Below are 18323 nucleotides of genomic sequence, written 5' to 3' on the forward strand. Positions count from 1 at the left end.
GGCCGGCCGTGTCGCCCGGCTCAGCCCATGTGCACGGCGTTGCCGGCGGGGATGTCCTCCTTGCGCACCTTCACCAGGACCAGGGTCACCACTCCGGCGAGCACGATCAGGGCAGCGCCCCAGGCGAACGCCACGCGGTAGCCGTGCACGAGCGCCTCGACCTGGGTGACCGGGTTCGGCGCCCGTCCGACCAGGTACGCGGCGACAGCGCTTGTGTAGAAGGTGTTCAGCAGCGCGGTGCCCAGCGAGCCACCGATCTGCTGCGTCGCGTTAAGCGTCGCGCTCGCCGCTCCGGCGTCGTGCTCCGGCACCCCGACCAGCGCGAGGCTGGACAGCGGCACGAAGGTGAAGCCGAGGCCCATGCCGAGGACCACCTGGGCGGGCAGCAGGAGGGTGAGGAACGAGGTGTCCACGTCGATCTGGGTGAGCGTCAGCATGGCCACGGCGGCGAGCACGGCGCCGCCGACCATCAGCGGCTTGGCGCCCAGCTTCGGCATGAGCTGGCTGGCGCCACCCGCGGCGATCAGCACGCCCGCGGTGACCGGCAGCGACGCGAGGCCCGCCTCGAGCGGCTTGTACTGCAACACCACCTGGAAGTAGAAGGTGAGGAAGAGGAACGCCCCGAACAGGCCGGCGCCGATGAGCGTGGAGGCGAGGTACGCGCCGCCCCGGTTGCGGTCCAGGATGATCCGCAGCGGCAGCAACGGGTGGTTGGAGCGCAGCTCGATCACCACGAAGGCGGCGAGCAGCACCACACCGGCGGCGATGAAGCCGAGCGTCGCGGTGGCGTCCCAACCGTCCTCGGCGGCCTTGGTGAAGCCGTACACCAGGGAGACCAGGCCGGCGGTGACGACTACCGCGCCGGGCACGTCGTAGCGGGTGTTGCCGTGCGCCCGGCTCTCCGGCACCAACGGGATCGCGAAGGCGATCGCGATGGCGGCGACCGGGATGTTGACGAGCAGGCACCAGCGCCAGTCGGCGTACTCGGTCAGCACCCCGCCGAGCAGCAGCCCGACCGCGGACCCGCCGCCGGCGATCGCGCCGTACACGGCGAACGCCTTGGCCCGCTCCGTGGCCTCGGTGAACAGCACCGTGAGCAGCGCCAACGCGGCCGGGGCGAGCAGCGCGCCGAAGGCGCCCTGCAACGCGCGGGCGGCGAAGAGCATCTCGCCGCTGGTGGCCAGACCGCCCAGCGCGGACGCCAGCGCGAAGCCGACCATGCCGACGATGAACGTGCGCTTGCGGCCCCAGTAGTCGGCGATCCGGCCGCCGAGCAGGAGCAGTCCGCCGAAGGCAAGCGTGTAGGCGGTGATCACCCACTGCCGGTTCGCGTCGGTGATCCCCAGGTCGGTCTGGGCCTGCGGGAGCGCGATGTTCACGATGGTGGCGTCCAGGACGACCATCAGCTGTGAGACCGCGATCACCGCCAGCGCGATCCAGCGCCGCGGGTGCGGCGCGCCTGTCGACGTGCCGGCGCCGGGTGCGCCGGGGGCTGTCGAGGTGGTTCCGGACATGGTGAAGCCTTCCGTGGTGCGGATGTCGATGAATCAGGCCTGGGACGGGCGGTCGTGCTGGTAGCGGAGCACCGGGATCAGCACCTGGTCGACGACCTGGGTGAGGAACGCGTCGTCGGCGGGCAGCCCGTGCGCGACGACGCGGGACATGGTGAGCGCGGGCGCCAGGTCGTGGAACAACTCCCGTTCACCGGCATCCGGGGGGATCTCCCCACGGGCGGCGGCGCGGACGAGGATCGCGGTGCTGGCCACCCGACCGGCGGGCAGCACCTGGTGGCGCACCAGGCGTTCCAGCTCCGGGCTGGTCCGCATGGCGAAGGTCAGGGCCTGCATCAGGTCGCAGTCGGCGACGCAGATGGCGGCGGTGGCGCGCAGCAGCTCGATCAGGTCGCCCCGCAACGAGCCGGTGTCGGGCGGGTTGTGCACGCCTACCTGACGGTCGCGCAGGGCGGCGACGACAAGCTCGGCCTTGCCGTCGAAGCGCCGGTAGATGGTGGCCTTGCTGATGTGGGCCCGGGCGGCGACGGCGTCGATCGTCATCCGGTCGTAGCCGACCTCGCGCAGCAGGTCGATCACCACGGCGAACAGGTCGCCCGCGGTGCACCGCGCGGCCCGGGCGGCCGGCACCCCGACGCCCGCGCTCACCTGCTGACCATCCAACACCCGTTGACCCCCCGCGAAACGATGTCGTACTGACCCTAGTTCGCTGCTGGTCGTCTCCGCAGGCTTTTATGAGGTGCGTCGCACCGGGTGGACGAAACGGTTACGTTTCTGCCCGACGTCGAGCGGGTGAACCTCGCGGTCAGCTCCCGCTCGGCGTGAGGATCACCGGCACGGCGACCGTGTGGATCCGGGAGCCGTCGCGCGCGGACACCTCGTACACCTCGATCGTGCCGTGCTGCTCGCGGGCCGCGCGCCAGTCGATCACCAGGCGGTAGGCGCCCCGGCAGCCACTGCCGCAGCTGGCGGCGCCGAAGCCGGCGGCCACCTCCCGGCCGGCGGCGTCCAGCACCCGGATGCTCACCGTGGCCTCGAACACGTCGGCGGTGCCGGTGACGGTCAGCGGGGCGGTCACCCGGTCGCCGACGCTCGGGGCGGTGACCACGATCGGCGCGAGCAGGTCCGGATAGTCGGACCGGCCGACAGGTGCGCCGCCGGGGAAGCGGACCTGCCGGACGGTGGGGAACTGGGTGAGTGTGAACACCACCTGCGCCTCGCGCAGCCGCCGACGCTCCGCCGGGTCGTCGCCGGACGGGACGGGCCCGAGCGTCGCCACGCCGTCGGCGATCCGGGTGACCTCGACACCTGCCGGCAGCAGGGTGACCATGCCGGTGGCGGCCTCGGCCGGTGTGGGCCCGGCTGCCAGTTCGGCAAGCGCGAGCCGGGACGTCGCGACGGTGGCCGGCCGGGTACGCCGGGTGGGGACGAGCAGGCCGGACCGCACGTACCACAGCTCGATCGTCACCGGGTCCGGCCGTCGCGTGCCGGCGGCCGTCGGTGCCGGCGGACGCGGCGTCGTGGGAGTGACCGCCGCCGACGGCGGAGACCCGGTCGGTGGCCCGGTCGGCGGGGTGGGCGCGGGCGTCGGGCGTCCGGCGGGCGGGGCGCTCGGCGGCGGCGCGGTGGGCGCCGCGCCCAGGACGCCGGAGCGGGGGGTGCCGCACGCGCCGAGCAGGAGCGCCGCGACGAGCACCGGCACCGCCACCGCGCGCAACCCACCGCGCCGGCCCACGCTGACCGTGCCGCGCCGGCTCATCCCGGACGGCCCGACGGGCCGGTGTCGGCCGCCGCGGCGTCCTCGCCGGGGTGCGGCGCCGGGCGTGGCACGCCGCCGGGTTGCCCGCCCGGGCCGTGCGCGGGCAGCTCCAGGCGGAACCGGGTGCCGACGTCCGGCGCGCTGCGGACGCTCAGCACCCCGCCGAGCAGGGCGGTGTGCTCCCGGGCGATGGCCAGGCCCAGCCCGCTGCCCGGCGCGGAGCGCGACGCGTCGACCTTGTGGAACCGGTCGAACAGGTGCGGCAGGTGCTCGGCGGGAATGCCCGGTCCCCGGTCGGTGACCTCGAAGACGACGAGCGGGCCCGCCCCGGTCACGGTCGCCCGAATCTCGCCGCCGCCGTGCTCGACCGCGTTGACGACCAGGTTGGCCAGGACGCGCTCCAGGCGGCGAGGGTCCGTGCGCAGCGCCACCGGGTCGCCGGTGACAAGCACGCGGTCCGACCAGCCGCGCGCCGCGACGATCGCGCGCAGCAGCGCGGGCGCGTCCACCGGCTCGACGCTCGGCCGTTCCCGTCCGGCGTCCAGCCGTGAGATCTCCATCAGGTCCTCGACGAGGCGGCGCAGCCGGACCACGTCGCCCACAAGCAGCCGCGCGGCCGGCCGGGCGTCGTCGGGCAGCCGGTCCAGCTGCTCGCCCAGCAGCGAGGCCGCGGCCACCAGGGCGGTCACCGGGGTACGCAGCTCGTGCGCGACATCCGCGGTGAACCGCCGCTCCCGGGCCTGCGCGGCCGACAGAGCGGCGATCTTCGACTCCAGCGCCTCGGCCATCTCGTTGAACGACGACGCCCAGACGCTGAACTCGTCGCGCCCGCGTACCGGCAGACGGGTGGCGAGCAGTCCTTCGGTGAGTGACCGGGCGGCGCGACTGGCCCGGCCCACCGGCTCCAGGGTGCGCCGGGCCAGGAGGTGGCCCACCCCGGCGGCGACCAGCACGACGAGCACCCAGCCGGCCAGCAGCGTCGTGCGCACCTGACCCAGGTCGGCGGCGATGTCGTCCTCCACGGTGATCACGTACAGCTCCGCGGTCGAGCCGGGGATGCGTCCGCCGACAACAAGCAGTCGGGGCCGCTGTGCCGGCGCCGAGCGCTCATAGGCGAGCTGCCCGTCGGCGACCGACGCCCGCAGTCGCGTGCCCAGGGCGGGGGCGTACGCGGGGTGGGAGGGACGAACCGGGCCGTCGACCAGGACGACGTGCCGGCCGCTGCCCTCGAAGCTGGTGAGCAGCTCGGTGCCGCGCTGCTCGGTCAGGGGCAGGAACTCGCCGGCGAGCAGGAGCTGGTAGCGGGCGTCGGCGGCGGCCTGGTGCAGTGAGGCGTCCAACCAGGATTGGCGCAGCAGCAGCCCGGCCCCACCGGCGAGCAGGCCGGCGGAGACCCCGGCGACGAGCACGAACGCGATCGTCAGCCGGCGCCGCAGGCGGCCCGGCGCCACCGCTCGTCCGGCCATCGCCCGTCCGGCCATCGCCGACCTCCCGTCAGCCCGTGGACAGCTTGTAGCCGACGCCGCGCACCGTGCGGATGTGCCGCGGGTGCGCCGGGTCGTCCTCGACCTTGGCGCGCAGCCGCTGCACCGCCACGTCGACGAGTCGCGAGTCGCCCAGAAAACGGTGGTCCCAGACCAGGTCCAGCAGCAGCTCCCGGGTGAAGACCTGGCCGGGGCGTCGGGCCAGCTCCAGCAGCAGACGGAACTCGGTGGCGGTCACTGTCACCTCCCGGCCGTCGCGGCGTACCACGAAGCCGCCCGGATCGATCTCCAGGTCGCCCACGGCGATGGTGTGCGAACCGACAGGCGCGCTCGCCCGCCGCAGCACCGAGCGGACCCGGGCCACCAGCTCGGGCAGGTCGAAGGGTTTGCGCAGGTAGTCGTCGGCGCCGCACTCGAGGCCGACCACCACGTCGAGCGTGTCGGTGCGGGCGGTCAGCATGAGGATCGGGACCTGGCTCGTCCGCCGGATCTCCCGACAGACCTCCAGGCCGTCGAGGCCGGGCAGCATGACGTCGAGCACGATCGCGTCGACCGGGTGCGCTCGCCAGGTCAGGAGCGCCTGCCGCCCGTCGACGGCGGTGTCGACCCGGAAGCCGGCGCGACGCAGACCGAGGGCGGTGACCTCCCGGATGGAGGCGTCGTCCTCGACCACCAGCACGCGGCCCTCCACCACCTGAGGGTAGACCCGCAGTGACGCCGCGCAGCCCTGGCGAAACGGTCGGTGTCGGCGGCCGGTCGGGTCCGGGCACGGGGGCGGCGGGCCGCCGACCTCCAGCGGGTGATCCTCGATCTTGGCTACGGCTACCATCGGTTCGCCAACCGCACCAACACGATGGTCGTCGATGGTCGACCTGCCCCGGGCCGTCGCCACCGCGTGACCAGCTCACCTGAGAGGACACGACGTGCAACGTCATGGCTGCGTGATCCGGCTTCGCCCGGAGCACCGGGAGACCTACCTGCGCCTACACGCCGAGGTCTGGCCGAGCGTCGAGAAGACGCTGCGTGAGGCGAACTTCCGCAACTACACCATCTTCCTCCACGACGACCTGCTCGTCGGCTACTACGAGTACGTCGGCGACGACTACGAGGCCGACCTGCGGTACATCGCCGCCGACCCGCAGACGCAGGAGTGGTGGAAGCTGACCGACCCGTGCCAGGAATCGGTCGCCGAACCCGGTTCGGGGGACTGGTGGGCCCCGATGCGGGAGGTCTGGCACCTGGCCGACGACCCCGCCTGAGGCCGCCGTCGACAGATGCGCCGCGCCCGGCCGGGCGGCACGCCGTCCGACGGGGCGCGTCCGGCAGGCTCACGCCGTGATCACTCCTGCCACTGGTGGGCGACGTCCAGCACGACGCGGCTGTGTGCGCCGGGGCCGGCGAGCGTGAACGTGCGGAACGGCAACCGGGCCCGTACGCCCACCGCGAAGGTGCTATAGCCCTCGAAACTGCCGCCGAAGACGACATCGCGCAGCGTCGAACAGCGCAGCACGTTCGCGACGTGCTCGCCGACCGCGTAGGGCACCGTGCCCTGGTGGTCGGCGTCGTACGCCGGTGCCCGCAGCGAGACCCGCAGCAGCGCGTCCCCGGCGGTGTACGGCGACAGGGCCAGCCCTTCGCCCTCGGTCCACGTCTCGCCGTAGCCGACCGCGTAACCGTCGACCGGGCCGGCGAACTCGAACACCACCCGGTCGTAGCAGTCGTGCCGCCCGGTCCGCACGGCGACCAGCGGGGCGTCGCTGAGCGCGCCGGCCGCCTTCTCCGCGCTGCCCCAGACGATCCCGCAGTACGCCGATCCGGTCGTGGTGCCCGCCGCGGGGCTGCTGCCCGCGCTGGCGACCAGACCGGCGACGACGACGGCCAACGCGGTGAGTGTGCTCCTGATCCTCATGGTGATCTCTCCACTCGGTGCCGGGGTCACGTCGCGGCAGCCTTGCCGGTGACCCTCAGCCGTCACGGTCGTCCCCTCGCGGCACACGCGCTTCGCCGCCGCGTAACCGACGGGTAACAGTGGACGGTCCCCGGACGACCGCAGGGGAGGGGATGCCGGGCCTCGGCGTGGCCGGGTCACCCACGCCGTCCCACCACGCGGTACTGTGCCGGACAGTCGACACATTCGAGGTGGACCCGTGCCTACCGTCGTCGTCCTCGCGCTGACCCTCGCCCTCGCGCCCGCGCCGTCCCCGTCGCCCACCTCGGGCCCGGTCGGCGACATCCTCGGTGGCGTCGGCCGGACCGTCGACGATCTGCTCGGCGGCCACGGTGCGCCGAGTGCGACTCCGACGCCGAGCGCCACCCCGACCGCGACGTCCGCGCCGGGACAGCCACCAACGACCGGCCAGCCCAGCCCCGCCGCGCCTGGTGCGACAGCCGCGCCCGCCGGGTCGTCCGTCGGTGGCCGGGCCCCGGCCACCCCCGACCGCCCGGCCGGTGGCTCCGACGCCAACGCCCGGGAGGCCGCCGTGCCCCAGCGCACAGGTGACACCCCGGCACCCGAGGTCCCGCCGGCGCTCGCCACCCCCGCCCGCCGCGGCTGGCCGCCGGTGTCCTACCTGCTGGTCGCGGCCGTCCTGGCGGTGCTGGCACTGCTGCTTCTGCGTCGCCGCGCTTCCGACTCTCCCGCCGCTCCCGCGTCGGATCCCGGTGCCGCGCCGGATCCCGAGCCGCGGCCTCATCCCGAACCCGGGCCGGACAATGTCCGCCGCCTGCCGACCACCCTCAACGGCATCTACGAGCTGGGTCGGCTGGACGAGCGGCTCGACCAGGAACGCCGCCGCACCTGACGTACGGCCTCCCGGTCGTCAGTGCGCCGGATAGGCGCCCTCGCGCCGTGGGATGTCGTCGTCGTACGCCCCGACCGGCCCGCCGTAGCGGGTCGTGCCGTTCGGGTACGGCCAGGCCCCGGCGCGGCACCCGTGCAGGCCCAGCGTCTGCTGCTGCATCACCGGCGCCGGCCGGCCCCGCCCCGGGCAGCGTTCGTGACCGAACCCGAGCTTGTGACCCACCTCGTGGTTGACCATGTACTGCCGATAGGTGGCCAGGCTCGCGCCGTAGTCCGGCACCCCGGAGACCCAGCGCGCCACGTTGAGCACCACCCGGGCGCCGTTGCGGCACGACGTGTAGCCGTCCGGCACGTCCTGGCAGAGGGTGTCGCGGGTGCCGGGGGTCGCCACATAGATGGTGAAGTCGGTCGGTTCGTCGGCGCCGACCCGGCGTAGCCGCCACGTCCCGCCCGCCGTCCACCCGCGCCTGTCGTTCAACGTCGCGGAGATCGCCGTGGCGATGTCGCCCACCGGCAGGCCCCGGATGTCGCGCTCCACGGCGACCCGGTAGCGCAGCAGACGGCCGGCGCCCCCGCCCCCATCCGTCGTCTCGGCCGTCGCCACCGACCAGCGGTTGCTGCCGGTGGCGGGATAGCTGACCTTTGTGACCGTGGGCGTCGCCGGCGCGACACCGCCGCTCCCGGCCACTCCCGCCGGCCGTCCCGTCGCGACCGGTCCTGCCGCGGCCAGGCCTGTGGGGTCCGGTCCGGTCGCGGGGCCACCGGCCGGTCCGTTCCCGGCGGCGGGCAGGCCACATCCGGTGAGCAGCGCCACGGCCAGCAGCAACGCCGCCGGGGGCAGGCATCCCCGACGGGTAGCCTTCGTCGACATGTTTCTCTCCCCTCGCGTGCCGGTCTGCGGCACGCGGGAGAGAAGACGGGTGGGACCGCCAAAAGGTTGACGTCGCGAGGACTCAACTTTTGCGGCGTCTCGCCCGTCTGAAGCGGTGTGGCACGGGGGAGGGTTCGCGGTGGCGCGGGGTGACGCGGAGTTCGTCGAGTTCGCTCGGGCGGCGACCGCGCGACTGGTGCACGCCGCGTTCCTGATGACCGGCGACCACCACCAGGCCGAGGACGCCGCGCAGACCGCGCTTGTCCGCACCTACGCGTCGTGGTCGCGGATCCACGACGACGACGCCTACGGGTACGCCCGTCGCACCCTCGTCAACCACCTGGTGGATCGATGGCGGCGGCCGCTGCGGGAGTACCCGACCGACGAGGTGCCGGAACAGCGGCGAGGTGACGTGGCCGACGACGTGACCACCCGGCGCTGGCTGGTCACCATCCTCGGCGCGCTCAGCCCTCGGGAGCGGGCCATCGTCGTGCTGCGCTACTACTTCGACCTGCCGGAGGCGCAGGTGGCCCGGGAACTCGCCGTGTCCGTCGGCACCGTCAAGAGCACCAGCTCGCGCGCCCTGGAGAAGCTGCGCACCGCCGCGCCGCGTACGGTCGACGAGGAGGCACGCCGATGAGCGAGCTGGATCGGCTCCGCCACGCCATGCGGGCGACCGAGCGCCCCGACGCCGTGCTCGATCTGACCGCCGTCATGCGTGCGGGGCGGCGGCTGCGTATCCGTCGGCGGGTCGCCGGGGGAACAGCCGCGACACTCGTGGCGGGGCTGGCCGCCGTCGTCGTGGTGGCGGTCGGCGTGTCCGGGCCGGGCGCTCCGAAGCCCACCGGTTCCGCACCGCCGGTCGCCGTCGCTCCGCCCTCGGCCGCTCGCACGCCGTCGCCGTCGGCGTCGCCGTCGGGGTCGCCGTCGCCGTCGCGGGAGGCCACGCCACCGCCGACGATCGCCCGTGGTGTGCCGGGTCCGAAGCCCTTGGGTCAGGTGGTCGACACGGGGGTGCAGCACGGCACCGATCGGCGGGTCTACTACTTCGTGCGGGTCACCGTGCCTGGCCAGCCGAAGGTGACCATCGGGTTGGCCGCCGGTCGCCGCGCCCCCGACGGCAGGGTGGGCACGGACATCCTGGTCAACGACGTCGAGGGCGCCGACCGCAGCCCCGGCTTCCACCAGATCGGCTACGACGAGAGCTCGTCGGCCGCGCCGGCGCCCACCTTCGGCTACTTCGTCGGCCCCGCCGAGCGGATCATCGGCACGGTGGACGGTCGGCAGATCGATGCCCGGCTGGCGCGCTGGAGCGTGGACAAGCAGGTGGTGGTCTTCTGGTTCGACCCGGCCACGCTCACGCCGGGGGAGCGGCTGGACGGCATCGTCGCCCGTGACCGCGACGGCCGTCGACTCTGAGGCGTCGGCGGCGGTGACTCAGGTCGGGTCGGTCAGCCGGCGCTCGATGGTCACCGTCGTCCCCTCGCCGGTGGACACCAGTCGTACGTCGCCGTAGGCGTTCATCAACAGCGCGCCCCGGCCCCGGTCCATGGCCGGCCGACGGTCCCGCCAGGTGCCGAAGTCGCGCACCGAGATCCGGACCCGGTCGTCACCGACCTGGAGCCGGACCCGCACCTCGGGACGGCTGGGTCGTTGTGCGTGCTCGACGGCGTTGTTCATCGCCTCGGACGCGGCGAGCAGCAGATCCTCCAGCACGTCCGCGTGGACGTCCACCTCGTCCAACGCCAGCCGGACGTCCCGGCGCATGGAGGCCGCCGAGGTGGGCGCGGACGGGTACGTCCATTCGGTGGCCAGGGTGTCGCCCCGGCCGTCGACCGTATCGACCGTGGAGACGCCGGCCAGTTCGCCGCCGGCCGGTTCCGCGTTGGCCGGCGCGGCGGCCGGTTCGCCGCCTGTCGGTTCGGCGGCGGAGCGCGCGGCGGGCGCGCTCCCGGTGGGCTCCGCCAGCGGCGCAGCGGGCGCGACGGCGGTGACCCCGGCAGGTCGCGTCGACCTCGGGGTGTCGACCGCGCTCGAGCTGTCGTCGCCGGAGGATGCGGTGGCGTCGTCGCCGGAGGGGTCGGTGCGGGCACGGCGGATGGCGGTCCGGATGCGGGCGATCAGCTCCGCGGCGGCGAACGGCTTCACGAGGTAGTCGTCGGCGCCGAGGCTGAGGCCCACCACGCTGGCCTCCTCGCCGGCCCGGGCGGAGAGCACCAGCACCGGAAGCGCCCGGGTCGCCGGGTCCGCGCGCAGTCGACGGACCAGGTCGAAGCCGTCCAGCACCGGCATCATCACGTCGGTGAGCAGGAGGTCCGGCGGCTCCTCGTGGATCGCGTCGAGGGCCTGCCGCCCGTCGGTGACCGACCGCACCCGCCAGCCCTGACCGGCGAGCAGCCGACTCAGGTACGCGCGCATGTCGCTGTTGTCGTCGGCCACCAGGATCCGGGCGCCGGTCACCTCGTCGGCGTCCGGGCCGGGCGCCGCGGCGGGCTCGGCGACGCCCCCGGCCGGGTCGGTCAGCCAGCCCACCGCCTCGGAGACGCCGGCGCGGGCCACGTCGCCCCGCCCGTTGGGTGCTGGCCCGATCGCCGGCGCGCGCTGCGCAGCCGTCCACGGCAGGGCCACGGTGAAGGTGGTGCCGACGCCCACCTGGCTGGTCACCCGGACCTCGCCACCCTCCAGCCGGGCCAGCTCGTGGACCAGGGCAAGGCCGATGCCCGTGCCCTCGTGGCTGCGCGAGCGCGCGCCCTGCACCCGGTGGAAGCGCTCGAAGAGCTTCGGCAGGTCCGCCTCGGAGATCCCGATTCCGGTGTCGGCGACGGTGAGGCGGACCTCGTCGTGGTCGGCGTTCACGGCGATCCGGATGCGGCCGATGAACGTGTACTTCAGGGCGTTTGACAGCAGATTGGTGACGATGCGTTCCCAGTTGACCGGGTCGAGGGTGACCGGCCGGGGCAGCGGCGGGCAGTCGACCTCCAGAGCCAGGCCGGCACGTTCGACGGCGGCTCGGAAGACGCTTGCCAGCTCGGCGGTGAGCGCCGGGAGGTCGACCTCGCGGGCGTCGCTGTGGGCCCGGCCGGCCTCCAGGCTGGAGAAGGTGAGCAGGCTGTTGACCAGGGTCAACAGCCGGGTGGCGTTGCGCCAGGCGGTCTCCACCCGATCCCGTTGCCCGGGCGCCAGCGGCGCGGCGGTGTCGGCGAGCGCGTCGCCGAGCGGCCCGAGCATGAGGGTCAGCGGCGTACGGAACTCGTGGCTGACATTGGTGAAGAAGGTGGTCTTCACCCGGTCCAGCTCGGCCAGCGTCTCGGCCCGGCGCCGCTCCTGCTCGTACTCCTTCGCGTTGCGGACCGCCATGGAGACCTGTTGGGTCAGCAGTTGGTAGAAGGAGCGGTACGCCTCGTCCAACTCCCGGTTGGGGCTGACGCCGGCCAGCAGGACGCCGAGCGGCTGGTCCTCGGCGGCCGAGGGCAGCGGCAGCGCCAGCGCGGTGCGGGTGGGGTCGCCCCACGGGCCGGCGGGCAGGGGCAGGCGGTCCGCGACGCCTGTCACGTCGACGGGTCGGCCCTGCGCGGCGTCCGGCAGCCCCCAGGCGCGGGCCGCCGGGCTCGGGTCCGCCACGTCGACGACGTCCGGCAGCGTTCCGGCCACCGGGTGGTGACCCGGGCCACCGCCTGTGCAGGCCGTCCGGCGTAGCACCGCGCCGTCGCGCAGGTAGATCGCGGCGAACGGCACGTCCAGCGGGTGACCGCCGATCGCGTCGACCAGCCGGGCGCAGGTCGCGTCGACGTCGACGGTGCGCCCGTCGCCGCCCAGGCTCAGGTCGCGCAGCAGCCGCAGTCGCCGTTCGCCGACGACCTGCTCGGTGACCTCGCTGCACACCGTCAGCACGCCGACGGTGCGGCCGTCGTCGTCGCGGGCCGGGGCGTGCGAGACGCTGAAGTACGCCTCCTCGCGGTAGCCGGCGCGCTCCAGCAGGAGTTGCAGAGCGGGCACCCAACTGGCGACCCCGGTCGCCATGGCCTGCTGGATCAGGGGGGCGAGGACGTCCCAGCCCTCGGCCAGGGTCACCCGCACGTCGTCGCCGAGCGCGGCGGGGTGTTTGTCGCCGATCAGGGCGGAGTACGCGTCGTTGTAGAGCTGGGAGAGGCGGTCGCCCCAGAGCAGGAGCATGGGGTAACGGGAGGAGAGCACCACCCGCACGGCGGCGCGCAGGCTCTGCGGCCAGTTCGACACCGCGCTCAGCGGGGTGTCGGCCCAGTCCAGCTCGGCCATCAGCCGACCGGTGTCACCGCCGTCGTCGAACAGGTCGGTGCGGGGTCGTGTCACGCTCGACCCGGCCTCATCGCAAGCCCCCGTTCCGGGCCCGACGACCCCTGCTGGTGTTACCTACCCATCCTGGCACCTCTACTCACCTGTGCCGCCGTCGGTACCCATCGTCGAACCGGCGGGGGTTCGGGACGAACGTCCGATGCCGAAGACATAGATCTCTGTAAGTGTCTCGGTTATCTCTCCAACCCCCGAGGAGCCCCCATGAGAGGCAGAACGCTGAGCGCGGGAATCGCGCTCACCGTGTTCACCGGGATGACGGTGACGCTGGCCGCCCAGCCGGTGACCGCGTCACCCTCCGCCGCGACGACAGCGGCCCGGCCGATCGCCGCGTCCGCCGCCGCCCTGGCGGCGCCGGACATCTCCGTCACCAACGTCCAGGCGCACCTGACCCAGTTCAACTCCATCGCCAGCAGCAACGGCGGCAACCGGCGGGCCGGATCGGCCGGCTACACCGCCTCGGTCAGCTACGTGAAGAGCAAGCTCCAGGCCGCCGGCTACACCGTCAGCGAGCAGACCTGCTCCAGCTGCACGTACCCCTCGAACAACCTCATCGCCGAGTGGCCCGGCGGCCCGACCGACCAGGTGGTCATGTTCGGCGCCCACCTGGACAGCGTCTCGGCCGGTCCGGGCATCAACGACAACGCCTCCGGCTCGGCCACCCTGCTGGAGAACGCGCTGGTCCTCGCCGCGCAGAACCCGACCATGACGAAGAAGGTCCGGTTCGCCTGGTGGACAGACGAGGAGCAGGGTCTCAACGGCTCCCGGTTCTACGTGAACTCGCTCAGCACCACCCAGCGCGGCTACATCAAGGGCTACTACAACTTCGACATGGTCGGCTCGACGAACGGCGGCTACTTCATCAACCGGGTCAGCTCCACCACGGCGGCGCCGCTGAAGGCGTACTGGGACTCGCTGGGGCTGCAACCGGAGGAGAACGTCGAGGGTCAGGGCCGCTCCGACGACTACTACTTCCAGCAGGCCGGCATCCCCACCTCCGGATACGCCGCGGGCGCGAGCGCCCGTAAGACCAGCAGCCAGGCGGCCAAGTGGGGCGGCACGGCCAACTCCGCCTACGACTCCTGCTACCACCGCTCCTGCGACACCACCGCCAACGTCAGCGCCACAGTGCTGAACCGCGCGGCCGACGGCGTCGCGTACGCGCTGTGGCAGCTCGCCGTGGGCAGTGGCACCCCGACCAACGACTTCTCCGTGGCGGTCAGCCCCACCAGCCGTACCGTCGCGCAGGGCGCCAGCACCACCGCCACCGTCAGCACCGCGACCACCTCGGGCTCGGCACAGACGGTGAGCCTCAGCGCCTCCGGCGCGCCCAGCGGGGTCAGCGTCTCCTTCAGTCCGTCGTCGGTGACGTCCGGCGGGTCGGCCACGCTGACCCTGACCGCGTCGGCAAGCGCGGCGACGGGCACCGTCACCGTCACGGTCACCGGCACCGGGTCGGTGACCCGGACGGCGAGCCTCACCCTCACGGTGACCGGCACCGGCGGCTGCGCCGGCGGCCAGGTGGTCGGCAACGGTGGCTTCGAGAGCGGCAGCACGCCGTGGACAGCGTCCTCCGGCGTGATCACCAGTGACAGTGGCCAGCCGGCCCGGACCGGGTCGTACAAGGCGTGGCTCGACGGGTACGGCAGCACCCACACCGACACCCTGTCCCAGTCGGTGACCGTGCCGGCCGGCTGCGCCAGCTACACGCTGTCGTTCTGGCTGCACATCGACACCGCCGAGACCACCACCTCCACGGCGTACGACAAGCTCACCGTGCAGGTGGGCTCGACCACGCTGGCGACGTACTCGAACCTCAACGCCGCCGCCGGCTACGCCCAGCGCACGTTCACCGTGGCCGGGTTCGCCGGGCAGACGGTGACGCTGAAGTTCACCGGCACCGAGGACTCGTCGTTGCAGACCAGCTTCGTGATCGACGACGTGACGTTGCAGGCGAGCTGAGGGGACGTCGGGTGGGGGCGCGTGCCCCCACCCGACGTCTAGTCACGGGTGTCCATCTCTGGTAGAAATCTTTCAAGGCCCGGCCCCTGCTTCGCAGAATTCCGCCCCTCACGCGAACGGGAGTGCCATGTCATCCACCCGATCCACCGTGCGCCGCCGCGTGCTCACGCTGCTCGTGGCCACCCTCGCCACGGTCTGCGTCACCTTCGGCCTGGCCGCCCCGGCCTTCGCCATCAGCCACTCCAGCGCCACCTCGCAGCTGCGCGCCGCCGGCATCTCCTGGACCTCCAGCGGCAACTGCAGTGACCGCAACGTGGCCACCTGCACCTCGTTCGACGGGGTCCGGCAGGCCACCATCGACGGCATCATCACCTTCAAGCGGGCCAGCGGCTGCGCGGTCACCATCACCGCCGGCACCGAGGTCGGGCACGCCGGGGGCACGTACAGCCACTGGACCGGCTACAAGCTGGACATCGCCTTGAGCACCTGCATCCAGAACTACATCTCGGCGAACTACACCTATGTCGGTTACATCTCCGGCTTCGGCTATCAGTACCGGGCGGCCTCGGGCAACCTCTACACCAAGGAGGGCAGCCACTGGGACATCCTCTTCTACAGCTGCGGTGGCTGCTGAGCGAGGTGCCCCGGGCCGGGCGTGCGGAGGGAGCTGACCGCGTACCCGGGATCGGGCCGCCGCCGGGAACCAAGCGGCGGCCCGATCACGGCCGTGGTGTCGCTGCTCAGGGGAGCTGGGGGTAGAGCGCGGCCACGCCGCCGGCCAGGCCGGCCTGCACCTGCCGGCTGGTCTCGTCGGTGACGATCTCGTACGCGTCGGCCTCGATGCCGTCGATGCCGATCCGGGCGATCACGGCCGGGTCGGACTTCGGTGCGGTGACTGCGGCGGTCATGTCGGTGTCCATATAGCCGACGTGCAGGCCGGCGACCCGGACTCCCCGCTCGGCCAACTCGATGCGCAGCGCGTTTGTCATCGCCCACTCGGCCGACTTCGCGGCGCCGTACGCCCCGACGTTCGGGAAGTTGACCCAGGACAGGGCGGAGAGCACGTTGAGGATCGTCCCGCCGCCGTTGCCGGCGATGACCGGGGCGAACGCCCTGATCATCGACAGGTTGCCGAGGTAGTGGGTCTCCAGCTCCAGTCGGACCAGGTTCAGGTCGCCGTCGAGGAGGCTGGTGCCGGTCTCGATGCCGGCGTTGTTGATCAGCAGGTTCACGTCGCCGGCCAGCTGCGCGGCGGCGGCCACCGAGGCGGGGTCGGTGATGTCGAGGCGCACAGGCGTCACGCCGGGCAGGTCGACGCTGTCAGGGTTGCGGGCGCCGGCGTAGACCGTGGCGCCCCGGGCGACGAGTTCGGCGGCCAGGTGTCGGCCGAAGCCCCGGTTGGCGCCGGTGACGAGGGCGGTGCTTCCAGCGATCTTCATGGGAGTGCTCCAGGTTCGTGGTCGATGCGGCGCGACGACGCTTTGCTGACCGGAACGCTATCCGGCTGACTTCTGTTAGGCAAAGTCAGCTATGTCACGCCCGGTCACCAGGCGGATCGGGAATACGACCCGGACGCGGGCACGACCGGACGGGTGACGACTCGTATCCTTTGCGCGAACATCCGCACGAGCCGAGAAGGGAGACGGTGTGAGCAACCAGGCCGAGACGTTGGAGTTCCAGGCCGAGGCGCGTCAGCTCCTCCAGTTGGTGGTCCACTCGATCTATTCGAACAAGGACGTCTTCCTGCGGGAACTCATCTCGAACGCGTCCGACGCCCTGGACAAACTGCGGCTGGCGACGCTCGTCGACAAGGATCTCGTCGCCGAGACCGACGACCTGCACGTCGCCATCGAGGTCGACCGGGACGCCCGCACGCTTACCGTCCGGGACAACGGCATCGGCATGACCCGCGACGAGGTGGTCGCGCTGATCGGCACGATCGCCAAGTCCGGCACCGCCGAGCTGCTGCGCCAGCTGCGCGAGTCCGCCGACGCCCGCGCCTCGCAGGACCTGATCGGGCAGTTCGGCGTCGGCTTCTACGCCGCGTTCATGGTCGCCGACCGCGTCACCCTGCTGACCCGCAAGGCCGGGGAGACCGGCGGCACCCGTTGGGAGTCCACAGGCGAGGGCACCTACTCGATCGAGACCGTCGACGAGGCGCCGCAGGGCACAGCGGTGACCCTGCACCTCAAGCCGGCCGACACCGAGGACAACCTGCACGACTACACCACCGAGTGGACCGTCCGGGAGATCGTCAAGCGATACTCCGACTTCATCGCGTGGCCGATCCGGATGCGCGTGGAGCGTCCGGGCACCGACGGCGAGGCCGCCACAAGCGAGGTGCAGACCCTCAACTCGATGAAGGCGCTCTGGGCCCGGCCCCGCGACGAGGTCGACGCCGCCGAGTACAACGAGTTCTACAAGCACGTCAGCCACGACTGGGCCGACCCGCTCGAGGTCGTGCACATGAAGGGCGAGGGCACCTTCGAGTACGAGGCGCTGCTGTTCCTGCCCAGCCACGCCCCGCTGGACCTGTTCTCCCCGCAGGGCCGCCGCGGCGTCCAGCTCTACGTCAAGCGCGTGTTCATCATGGACGACTGCGAGGCGCTGGTCCCCACCTACCTGCGCTTCGTCAAGGGCGTCGTCGACGCGCACGACCTGTCGCTGAACATCTCCCGCGAGATCCTCCAGCAGGACCGGCAGATCCAGATCGTCCGTCGCCGCCTGGTCAGGAAGGTCCTCACCACGGTCAAGGACCTCAAGGCCAACCACCCCGAGCGCTACCGCACCTTCTGGACCGAGTTCGGCGCGGTGGTCAAGGAAGGGCTGATCGACGACGCCGACAACCGGGACTCCCTGCTGGAGATCCTGTCGGTGGCGTCCACCCACGACCAGGCGGAGCCCACCGACCTGGCCGGCTACGTCTCACGGATGAAGGACGGCCAGAGCGACATCTGGTACGCCACAGGCGACTCTCGCGCCACCATCGAGAACTCCCCGCACCTGGAGGCGTTCCGGGCCAAGGGCCACGAGGTGCTGTTGCTCACCGACCCGGTCGACGAGGTGTGGGTCGAGCGGGTCGGCGAGTACGACGGCCGGCCGCTGCGCTCGATCGCCAAGGGCCAGGTCGACCTGGACACCGACGAGGAGAAGCAACAGGCCGAGGCCGAGCGCGAGCAGCAGCGGCAGGATTTCGCCGCGCTTGTGGAGTGGCTGGGCACGACCCTCGCCGACAGTGTTCGGGAGGTCCGCCTGTCGTCGCGGTTGACCACCTCACCGGCCTGCGTCGTGGGCGACGCGCACGACCTCACGCCGACGTTGGAGAAGATGTACCGGGCGATGGGGCACGACGTACCCACGGCCAAGCGCATCCTGGAGATCAACCCCGGTCACCCGCTCGTCACCGGGCTGCGCAAGGCACACGAGCAGGGCGACTCCTCCGAAACCCTGACCGAGACCGCCGAGCTGCTGTACGGCCTGGCGGTTCTCGCCGAGGGCGGCGAGTTGGCCGATCCGGCCCGGTTCACCCGTACGCTCGCCGACCGGCTGGCGCGCACCCTGTAACCGGCGCCACCCCTGCGGCCGGCGGGTTCCGCACAGCGGACCC

General features: G+C 72.6%; 16 protein-coding genes. 7 read left to right on the forward strand and 9 right to left on the reverse strand.

The window, feature by feature from the left end; genetic code table 11:
• Positions 1 to 20: 20 nt before the first annotated feature.
• From OOJ91_RS01480 to OOJ91_RS01500, 5 genes are all read right to left on the reverse strand, one after another.
• Entirely contained in the window at positions 21 to 1514 is a 1494-nt protein-coding gene (locus OOJ91_RS01480) for an MFS transporter (RefSeq protein ID WP_266241569.1), read from the reverse strand.
• A 33-nt stretch (positions 1515 to 1547) separates the two neighbouring features.
• Positions 1548 to 2159: a TetR/AcrR family transcriptional regulator gene (locus OOJ91_RS01485; RefSeq protein ID WP_266241571.1), complete on the reverse strand. Its 612-nt coding sequence runs from the start codon at positions 2157 to 2159 to the stop codon at positions 1548 to 1550.
• 157 nt (positions 2160 to 2316) lie between these two features.
• A complete protein-coding gene (locus OOJ91_RS01490; RefSeq protein WP_266241573.1) occupies positions 2317 to 3270 on the reverse strand; it encodes a Gmad2 immunoglobulin-like domain-containing protein in 954 nt (317 codons plus the stop codon).
• Complete coding sequence (locus OOJ91_RS01495; protein ID WP_266241575.1) at positions 3267 to 4751, reverse strand: sensor histidine kinase; 1485 nt, start codon at positions 4749 to 4751, stop codon at positions 3267 to 3269. The genes OOJ91_RS01490 and OOJ91_RS01495 overlap by 4 nt, the downstream gene beginning before the upstream one ends.
• A 13-nt stretch (positions 4752 to 4764) precedes the next feature.
• Positions 4765 to 5445 carry a response regulator transcription factor gene (locus OOJ91_RS01500; RefSeq protein ID WP_266241577.1) on the reverse strand — a complete coding sequence of 227 codons (681 nt, stop codon included), beginning with the start codon at positions 5443 to 5445 and terminating at the stop codon, positions 4765 to 4767.
• A 250-nt stretch (positions 5446 to 5695) separates the two neighbouring features.
• On the opposite strand from OOJ91_RS01500, the gene OOJ91_RS01505 reads away from it, so the two are divergent.
• Positions 5696 to 6013 carry an L-rhamnose mutarotase gene (locus OOJ91_RS01505; protein ID WP_266241579.1) on the forward strand — a complete coding sequence of 106 codons (318 nt, stop codon included), beginning with the start codon at positions 5696 to 5698 and terminating at the stop codon, positions 6011 to 6013.
• Between the two features lie 80 nt (positions 6014 to 6093).
• On the opposite strand, the gene OOJ91_RS01510 is transcribed toward OOJ91_RS01505, so the two are convergent.
• Complete coding sequence (locus tag OOJ91_RS01510; RefSeq protein ID WP_266241581.1) at positions 6094 to 6663, reverse strand: AMIN-like domain-containing (lipo)protein; 570 nt, start codon at positions 6661 to 6663, stop codon at positions 6094 to 6096.
• A 238-nt stretch (positions 6664 to 6901) separates the two neighbouring features.
• Here OOJ91_RS01510 and OOJ91_RS01515 point away from each other — a divergent pair, with 238 nt between their 5' ends.
• On the forward strand, positions 6902 to 7555 hold the full coding sequence (locus tag OOJ91_RS01515) for a hypothetical protein (RefSeq protein WP_266241583.1): 654 nt from the start codon (positions 6902 to 6904) through the stop codon (positions 7553 to 7555).
• Between the two features lie 18 nt (positions 7556 to 7573).
• On the opposite strand, the gene OOJ91_RS01520 is transcribed toward OOJ91_RS01515, so the two are convergent.
• On the reverse strand, positions 7574 to 8425 hold the full coding sequence (locus tag OOJ91_RS01520) for a DUF3152 domain-containing protein (protein WP_266241585.1): 852 nt from the start codon (positions 8423 to 8425) through the stop codon (positions 7574 to 7576).
• Between the two features lie 139 nt (positions 8426 to 8564).
• On the opposite strand from OOJ91_RS01520, the gene OOJ91_RS01525 reads away from it, so the two are divergent.
• Together OOJ91_RS01525 and OOJ91_RS01530 are read left to right on the forward strand one after the other, a co-directional pair.
• Positions 8565 to 9065 (forward strand): SigE family RNA polymerase sigma factor, encoded by a 501-nt coding sequence (locus OOJ91_RS01525; protein ID WP_266241586.1) that lies wholly within the window; start codon positions 8565 to 8567, stop codon positions 9063 to 9065.
• Positions 9062 to 9844, forward strand: coding sequence for a hypothetical protein (locus tag OOJ91_RS01530; protein ID WP_266241588.1), 783 nt, complete (start codon positions 9062 to 9064; stop codon positions 9842 to 9844). Before OOJ91_RS01525 ends, OOJ91_RS01530 begins: the two co-directional genes overlap by 4 nt.
• A gap of 18 nt (positions 9845 to 9862) precedes the next feature.
• Here OOJ91_RS01530 and OOJ91_RS01535 read toward each other — a convergent pair whose 3' ends face one another.
• Positions 9863 to 12754 carry an ATP-binding protein gene (locus tag OOJ91_RS01535; RefSeq protein WP_266241590.1) on the reverse strand — a complete coding sequence of 964 codons (2892 nt, stop codon included), beginning with the start codon at positions 12752 to 12754 and terminating at the stop codon, positions 9863 to 9865.
• Positions 12755 to 12958: 204 nt separating this feature from the next.
• Between OOJ91_RS01535 and OOJ91_RS01540 the strand changes: the two genes are divergently transcribed.
• Together OOJ91_RS01540 and OOJ91_RS01545 are read left to right on the forward strand one after the other, a co-directional pair.
• On the forward strand, positions 12959 to 14716 hold the full coding sequence (locus OOJ91_RS01540; RefSeq protein ID WP_266241592.1) for a M28 family peptidase: 1758 nt from the start codon (positions 12959 to 12961) through the stop codon (positions 14714 to 14716).
• A 127-nt stretch (positions 14717 to 14843) separates the two neighbouring features.
• Positions 14844 to 15350 carry a hypothetical protein gene (locus OOJ91_RS01545; protein WP_266241594.1) on the forward strand — a complete coding sequence of 169 codons (507 nt, stop codon included), beginning with the start codon at positions 14844 to 14846 and terminating at the stop codon, positions 15348 to 15350.
• A gap of 106 nt (positions 15351 to 15456) precedes the next feature.
• Here the strand turns inward: OOJ91_RS01545 and OOJ91_RS01550 are convergent, their stop codons facing one another.
• On the reverse strand, positions 15457 to 16155 hold the full coding sequence (locus tag OOJ91_RS01550; RefSeq protein ID WP_266241596.1) for an SDR family oxidoreductase: 699 nt from the start codon (positions 16153 to 16155) through the stop codon (positions 15457 to 15459).
• Positions 16156 to 16363: 208 nt separating this feature from the next.
• Between OOJ91_RS01550 and htpG the strand changes: the two genes are divergently transcribed.
• Positions 16364 to 18280, forward strand: a complete 1917-nt coding sequence (gene htpG, locus OOJ91_RS01555; RefSeq protein WP_266241599.1) for a molecular chaperone HtpG — start codon at positions 16364 to 16366, stop codon at positions 18278 to 18280.
• Positions 18281 to 18323: the final 43 nt, after the last annotated feature.

This window comes from Micromonospora lupini (genome assembly GCF_026342015.1).
Taxonomy (GTDB): domain Bacteria; phylum Actinomycetota; class Actinomycetes; order Mycobacteriales; family Micromonosporaceae; genus Micromonospora; species Micromonospora lupini_B.